General features: G+C 49.1%; 6 protein-coding genes. 4 read left to right on the top strand and 2 right to left on the bottom strand.

Going from position 1 to position 6,591, the window contains the following annotated elements; translation table 11 throughout:
• A partial coding sequence (locus G5S52_RS08615; RefSeq protein WP_165012781.1) for a retention module-containing protein occupies positions 1-955 on the bottom strand: 955 nt, incomplete at its 3' end.
• 448 nt (positions 956-1,403) lie between these two features.
• Between G5S52_RS08615 and prfC the strand changes: the two genes are divergently transcribed.
• The 3 genes from prfC to G5S52_RS08600 all read left to right on the top strand — a co-directional run bounded on the left by prfC (position 1,404) and on the right by G5S52_RS08600 (position 5,287).
• On the top strand, positions 1,404-2,993 hold the full coding sequence (prfC, locus tag G5S52_RS08610; RefSeq protein ID WP_165012779.1) for a peptide chain release factor 3: 1,590 nt from the start codon (positions 1,404-1,406) through the stop codon (positions 2,991-2,993).
• An 86-nt stretch (positions 2,994-3,079) separates the two neighbouring features.
• Complete coding sequence (locus G5S52_RS08605; protein WP_165012777.1) at positions 3,080-3,847, top strand: TatD family hydrolase; 768 nt, start codon at positions 3,080-3,082, stop codon at positions 3,845-3,847.
• A 201-nt stretch (positions 3,848-4,048) separates the two neighbouring features.
• Positions 4,049-5,287, top strand: coding sequence for a NupC/NupG family nucleoside CNT transporter (locus tag G5S52_RS08600; RefSeq protein WP_002538940.1), 1,239 nt, complete (start codon positions 4,049-4,051; stop codon positions 5,285-5,287).
• Positions 5,288-5,594: 307 nt separating this feature from the next.
• On the opposite strand, the gene G5S52_RS08595 is transcribed toward G5S52_RS08600, so the two are convergent.
• Positions 5,595-5,741: a hypothetical protein gene (locus G5S52_RS08595; RefSeq protein ID WP_165012775.1), complete on the bottom strand. Its 147-nt coding sequence runs from the start codon at positions 5,739-5,741 to the stop codon at positions 5,595-5,597.
• A gap of 69 nt (positions 5,742-5,810) precedes the next feature.
• Between G5S52_RS08595 and deoC the strand changes: the two genes are divergently transcribed.
• Entirely contained in the window at positions 5,811-6,584 is a 774-nt protein-coding gene (gene deoC / locus G5S52_RS08590) for a deoxyribose-phosphate aldolase (protein WP_002538937.1), read from the top strand.
• Positions 6,585-6,591 lie beyond the last annotated feature (7 nt).

Raw genomic sequence — 6,591 nt, 5'->3', positions numbered from 1 at the left:
TGGTGACAAAGTCGCCCTGAACGTTGCTGTCTTCAGAGATGCTGTCGACGGAGACCGCCTTGGTGGTCTTGTCGCCGTCGGTACCAATCTCGGTGTCGATAACGATAGTTTGAATAGCAGAATTAGAATTGCCGACGCTATCAGTCACAGTCGCTTTAACAGAATAATCGCCATCTGCGAGCTGAGTTCCAGTGACATCTAAAGTCCAGGTGCCATCTTGACTAATGGCTAGTCGATCATTATCAGAAGTGTAGTCAGTCCCATCAAACGTAACTGTTAGAGTGTTTTCATCACCAAGATCGACTACACCTGAGATGACAAGTGTATTATCGTTAGTAATGAAATCACCATCCAGGCCAGTATCTTGAGAAATACTGGTGATACTGACGGTAAATCCATCACCATCATTGTCGGCCGTTGTGTCTTCCGGCGAGGTAGGTGTGCTCGGCTCAGTAGGCTCTGTAATGTCTGAACCATCGTCGATAAATGCACTAGAATCATCGCTATCCTCACGCACTTCACGAGCGGTGAGGAAGCTTCTTGCCGAAGCTTGGGTATCAAAACCTGCTTGAGCAATAGTTTCTTCGCCGGCACGGCCAATGGATTGAAAGCTCCATGAGCCAGCTCCAGATGCCGCGTTACCACCTGCAGCGGTTGCTTCCAGTACCTCTGTCGGGTCGACGCCTTCTTCAATCAATGCCTGGATAGCCGCAATTTCATCATCAAGCGGTGAGCCTAAGATATCTTGCGCAGGTGAGTCTTGTTCACCAACAGGGAGTACGGTGCCGTCTTCAAGAGATAGAAGGGCGTTGGCACCCTCAGGGATAAAGATTTCAGTGCCGGCGTTTAAATCTAAAACTTCAGCGATGGGAACGTCTTTCCCGTTCACTTTAATGAATGCGTTGCCGTTAACTGAAATTACTTTTGCAGCCTGCTTGGTGATAATCGAATCCATGAATCTCGTCCTGCGAAAGGTAAATAAATATGGCTATGTCATTAATGACACATAAATATCATCCATAATACTATGCAAATAGATTCGTTATAAGCCTTGACGTTAAACAAAATCGCCAAAAAAGTGACGCAAATTGTAAATTTTTTATAATTATCAGCGCTAAGTATCTGAATGAAGATCAAGATGTTATTGCTTTTGGATGCGATCGAGGTCAAAAAGTGACCGGGTGTATTGAGTGGTGTGTCATTTATTGGACAATATATTGACTCTCGTTAGAAGCTTGTTTTGCGTGGTAAAATTTCTTGTGAGGCCTGTAGAGTAAGGATTTTGTTGGCGAGCGTTGAGTCTCAACCCGATATCGTACAAAATACCCGCCGATTTGAATTCATCTACACTGCGCGCAGCTCAGTTTCTGCCTGCGTGCTGTTTAACGCGGAAAAGCTTAAGCATGTCAAACTCTCCACTTCAGCAAGAAGTCGGCAAGCGTCGTACGTTTGCGATTATCTCGCACCCGGATGCCGGTAAAACCACCATCACTGAAAAGGTGCTGTTATTCGGACGCGCGATCCAGACTGCCGGTACGGTAAAAGGTCGCGGCTCAAACCAGCACGCGAAGTCTGACTGGATGGAGATGGAAAAAGAACGTGGTATCTCGGTTACCACTTCTGTCATGCAGTTCCCGTTCAATGATTGTCTGGTTAACCTGCTTGATACCCCGGGACACGAAGACTTCTCAGAAGATACTTACCGCACCCTGACAGCGGTCGACTCTTGTTTGATGGTTATCGATGCGGCGAAAGGTGTTGAGGATCGTACCCGCAAGCTGATGGAAGTTACCCGTCTGCGCGACACGCCAATCGTCACTTTCATGAACAAACTTGACCGCGACATCCGCGACCCAATGGAGTTGATGGATGAAGTAGAAAGTGAGCTTAACATCGCGTGTGCACCAGTATCCTGGCCGATTGGCTGTGGTAAAGAGTTCAAAGGTGTTTATCACATTCACCGTGATGAGACGATTCTGTACCAAACAGGTCAGGGTCATACCATACAGGATTCTCGCATCATCAAAGGTCTGGATAATCCAGAGCTGGATGAAGCTGTCGGTGAAAGCCTGGCAGAGCAACTGCGTGAAGAACTTGAGCTGGTATTGGGTGCTTCTCATGAATTCGATCAGGAACTGTTCCTGAGCGGCGAGCTGACACCTGTGTTCTTCGGTACTGCACTGGGTAACTTTGGTGTTGACCACATGTTGGATGGTTTAACTGAGTGGGCACCTGCACCATTGCCACGTCAAACCCATGAGCGTGCGGTTGAAGCGGGTGAAGAGAAGTTCTCTGGCTTCGTGTTCAAAATCCAGGCGAATATGGACCCTAAACACCGTGACCGTATCGCATTCATGCGTATCGTCTCTGGCAAGTACAGCCAGGGCATGAAGATGAAGCATGTGCGTACCGGTAAAATGGTGTCGATCTCTGATGCGGTGACCTTTATGGCGGGTGACCGTTCCCGCGCGGCAGAGGCGTTTGCTGGTGACATCATTGGTCTTCATAACCACGGTACTATCCAGATTGGTGATACTTTCACGCAAGGTGAAGATCTGAAGTTCTCGGGTATTCCAAACTTTGCACCTGAGCTGTTCCGTCGTATCCGTCTGCGTGATCCACTGAAGCAAAAGCAATTGCTGAAAGGATTGGTACAACTGTCTGAAGAAGGTGCGGTACAAGTGTTCCGCCCAATGACATCCAATGACCTGATTGTTGGTGCGGTGGGTGTACTTCAGTTTGACGTAGTTGTTGCGCGTCTGAAGTCTGAATACAACGTGGAAGCGATTTACGAGCCTGTTAACGTTGCGACAGCGCGCTGGGTAGAATGCAGTGATGTGAAGAAACTGGATGATTTCCAGCGCAAGAACCAAACCAACCTGGCATTGGATGGCGGTGACAACCTTACTTACATTGCGCCAACCATGGTGAACCTGAGCCTGACGCAAGAACGTCATCCTGATGTGAGCTTCCGTGCAACACGTGAGCACTAATCACAAGACGTAAAAGAAAGCCGCCCCGCAAGGCGGCTTTTTTGTATCCTCTATATATAGAAGTAGCCCACTGAGCCTTTGCTGCAATGATTGATACCCACTGCCATTTTGATTTCCCTCCGTTTGCTGACCACCCTGAAGATTGGGTGAGGCGCTCAGTCGCCGCGGGAGTACACAATCTTGTAGTACCCGCTGTAGCGACAGAAAACTGGGATCGGGTGGCAGCATTGGCTGAGGCATTTCCCGAGATCTCGTATGCGGTGGGATTGCATCCTGTTTGGACGGCATCGCATCAAAACGAAGACATTCAGAAGCTGGATGTGTTTTTGGCCAGCGCGCCGAAAGGATTGGTTGCCGTTGGTGAGTGTGGGCTGGATTTTGCGATAGAAAATGCCGACCCAGAGCGACAAAAATGGTTGTTGACGGAACAACTCCAGTTAGCCGAGAAATATCAGCTTCCCGTGATCCTTCACAGTCGTAAAGCGCACAACGAATTACTGCAAATTCTGAACGGTTTTCCGGCAGTGAAAGGGGTTTTGCATGCTTTTAGTGGCAGCGAGCAGATTGGGCGTGAGTACGTAAAGCGCGGTTTTCTTCTCGGGATTGGGGGCACCATCACTTATGAGCGTGCTAACAAGACGCGAAATGCGGTGAAAAAATTGCCACTTTCCTCTTTGGTTTTGGAGACTGATGCGCCCGATATGCCTGTTTTTGGCTTTCAAGGTGAGCCCAATTTGCCGGAGAGATTACCACTGATTGCCCACGCTTTAGCCACCCTAAAAGAGGTCGATGTCGGGGAAATTATTCACGCTACCACACAAAACTCGACAGCATGCTTTGCGTTGAACGTCTAAAAGGCATCGTTTGCCCAAACGTTTGCGTCGTGCATAGCTCACAAAAATAGACCTTCATCACCTTTTTGAGTGAATTGCACCGAATTTTTCACTTCAAGTGTGACTTATGCATTCCTTTGGTCCCCAACCAATGCGTATAATCGCCGCCGGAATAACACTCCCAATTTGTCGAGACGCCAAGACTTTTTTAGGAACCCTTTTATGAGCCTGATTATGAGCATTGTAGGGATGGTTGTACTGCTGGGTATTGCAGTACTGCTATCTGACAACCGCAAAGCCATCAACCTGCGTACTGTAGGTGGTGCATTTGCGATCCAGTTTATTCTGGGTGGTTTCATCCTGTTTGTCCCAGCGGGCCAAGCAATCCTGAACGGCATGTCTAATGCTGTACAGAACGTGATCAACTACGGTAAAGACGGTATCGGCTTCCTGTTCGGTAGCCTGGTTAACTTCTCTGTAGATGGTATCGGCTTTATCTTTGCGTTCCAGGTTCTGCCTACTGTTGTATTCTTCTCAGCGCTGATCAGCGTGCTTTACTACCTGGGTATCATGCAGTTTGTTATCCGTATTCTGGGTGGTGCACTGCGTAAAGTACTGGGTACTTCTCACGCGGAATCAATGTCTGCAACGGCGAACATCTTCGTTGGTCAAACTGAAGCGCCTCTGGTTGTACGTCCTTACGTGCCAAAAATGACCCAGTCTGAACTGTTCGCAGTTATGTGTGGTGGTCTGGCATCTGTAGCAGGTGGTGTACTGGCAGGTTACGCAGCAATGGGTGTACCGCTGGAATACCTGATTGCGGCATCGTTCATGGCGGCACCAGGTGGTCTGCTGTTCGCGAAAATCATCAAGCCAGAAACTGACGAGCCAATCGAGCAATTGGGTCAAGACGGTGACGAAGAAGAAGACAAGCCTGCAAACGTTATCGACGCAGCAGCAGGTGGCGCATCTTCTGGTATGCAACTGGCTCTGAACATCGGTGCAATGCTGCTGGCATTCATCGGTCTGATTGCACTGATCAACGGCATGCTGTCTGGCATCGGTGGTTGGTTCGGTATCGAAGGCCTGACGCTGGAGTGGATTCTGGGCAAAGTGTTCGCACCACTGGCATTCCTCATTGGTGTTCCATGGGCAGAAGCTGACATCGCGGGTTCTTTCATCGGTCAGAAGATTGTTGTTAACGAATTCGTTGCGTACCTGAACTTCACTCCAATTATCGGTGACCTGTCAGAGAAGACTGCAGCAATCATCTCGTTTGCACTGTGTGGCTTCGCTAACCTGTCGTCTATCGCAATCCTGCTGGGTGGTCTGGGTAGCATCGCGCCAACCCGTCGTCACGACATCGCGCGTTTCGGTGTGAAAGCAGTATGTGCGGGTACTCTCTCTAACCTGATGAGTGCAACAATCGCTGGTTTCTTCCTGACTCTGGCTGCGCTGTAATCAGCAAGTAAAAGAGATTGGAAAACCGCCTCCCTGTGAGGCGGTTTTTTTATGCCTGCAGTTTGGCAAGCCCATTCGTCAGGAATAAGACAAAGTGATGCGTATTCGCCACTTATAGTGATGCCAGTAACACCTAAAATGTCCGCTCAGGTTTGCACTATCAGCAACAAAGTGTTTTTCAACAGAAACAGGTAACACCTAGTGTAACCAAAGGAAGATTGGTAAAATTGGTGAACGCTGTCAAAGTTTCAGAAGTAGTCTTTCATTAATTTCACTACTGTTTCACAGACAGCGGAAAGGTGAGACATCAAACCTGCCCCAACGTGTAAAAACTTGCAGCACGATGAGACAGGTGGACACCCGGCAGAATGCCATAGGGTGTGCGGCCAACACGGAATGTTGATTGGCGCTGACCATGCAGCGCGCCAAACTTCAAGGAGCCAAGTCCGCTCATCAGATTATGCCGAGCATTGCCTCGCGTAGTTTGTTACTTGGTTTTGAATATTTACGACTGGAGAAAGTCATGAGCGATCTAAAAGCAGCAGCTCTTCGTGCCCTGAAACTGATGGATTTAACCACCCTGAACGACGACGACACAGATGCGAAAGTTATCGAACTGTGTAAGAGCGCGAAAACCCCAGTAGGTAACACTGCTGCTATCTGCATCTACCCACGTTTTATCCCTGTGGCGAAGAAACAACTTCGCGAGCAAGGCACACCTGAAATCAAAATCGCAACCGTGACTAACTTCCCACACGGTAACGACGACATCGAAATCGCAGTGGCTGAAACCAAAGCGGCTGTGGCATACGGTGCGGATGAAGTCGATGTTGTGTTCCCATACCGCACGCTTATCGCGGGTGATGAGAAAACCGGTTTTGAGCTGGTTAAACAATGTAAAGCAGCATGTGGTGACGTGACGCTGAAAGTGATCATCGAAACCGGTGAGCTGAAAGAAGCAGCACTGATCAAGCGCGCATCTGAAATCTCTATCGAAGCGGGCGCAGATTTCATCAAGACGTCTACGGGTAAAGTGCCAGTAAACGCGACGCCAGAATCAGCAGAAATCATGCTGACTGTGATCAAAGAGATGGGCGTTGCAGAAAAGGTGGGTTTCAAGCCTGCTGGCGGCGTACGTACTGCTGAAGATGCAGCGGAATACCTGGCGATGGCTGACCGTATCCTGGGCGGCGAGTGGGCTGACAACGCACACTACCGTTTTGGTGCATCAAGCCTGCTGGCGAACCTGCTTCACACCTTGGGTGAAGGCGAAAAAGCGGCAGAAGGCGGCTACTAAGCACTTC

Origin of the sequence: Grimontia sedimenti (genome assembly GCF_011045095.1) — a bacterium.
GTDB lineage: Bacteria > Pseudomonadota > Gammaproteobacteria > Enterobacterales > Vibrionaceae > Enterovibrio > Enterovibrio sedimenti.
The sequence above is the reverse complement of the archived record's forward strand: the minus strand, read 5'-3'. Positions and strand labels throughout refer to the sequence as shown.

What these genes read in the sequence shown, in the direction of transcription:
- prfC (WP_165012779.1), top strand. Translation starts at nt 1,404, where the DNA reads ATGTCAAACTCTCCACTTCAGCAAGAAGTCGGCAAGCGTCGTACGTTT.
- G5S52_RS08605 (WP_165012777.1), top strand. Translation starts at nt 3,080, where the DNA reads ATGATTGATACCCACTGCCATTTTGATTTCCCTCCGTTTGCTGACCAC.
- G5S52_RS08600 (WP_002538940.1), top strand. Translation starts at nt 4,049, where the DNA reads ATGAGCCTGATTATGAGCATTGTAGGGATGGTTGTACTGCTGGGTATT.
- G5S52_RS08595 (WP_165012775.1), bottom strand. Translation starts at nt 5,741, where the DNA reads ATGAGCGGACTTGGCTCCTTGAAGTTTGGCGCGCTGCATGGTCAGCGC.
- deoC (WP_002538937.1), top strand. Translation starts at nt 5,811, where the DNA reads ATGAGCGATCTAAAAGCAGCAGCTCTTCGTGCCCTGAAACTGATGGAT.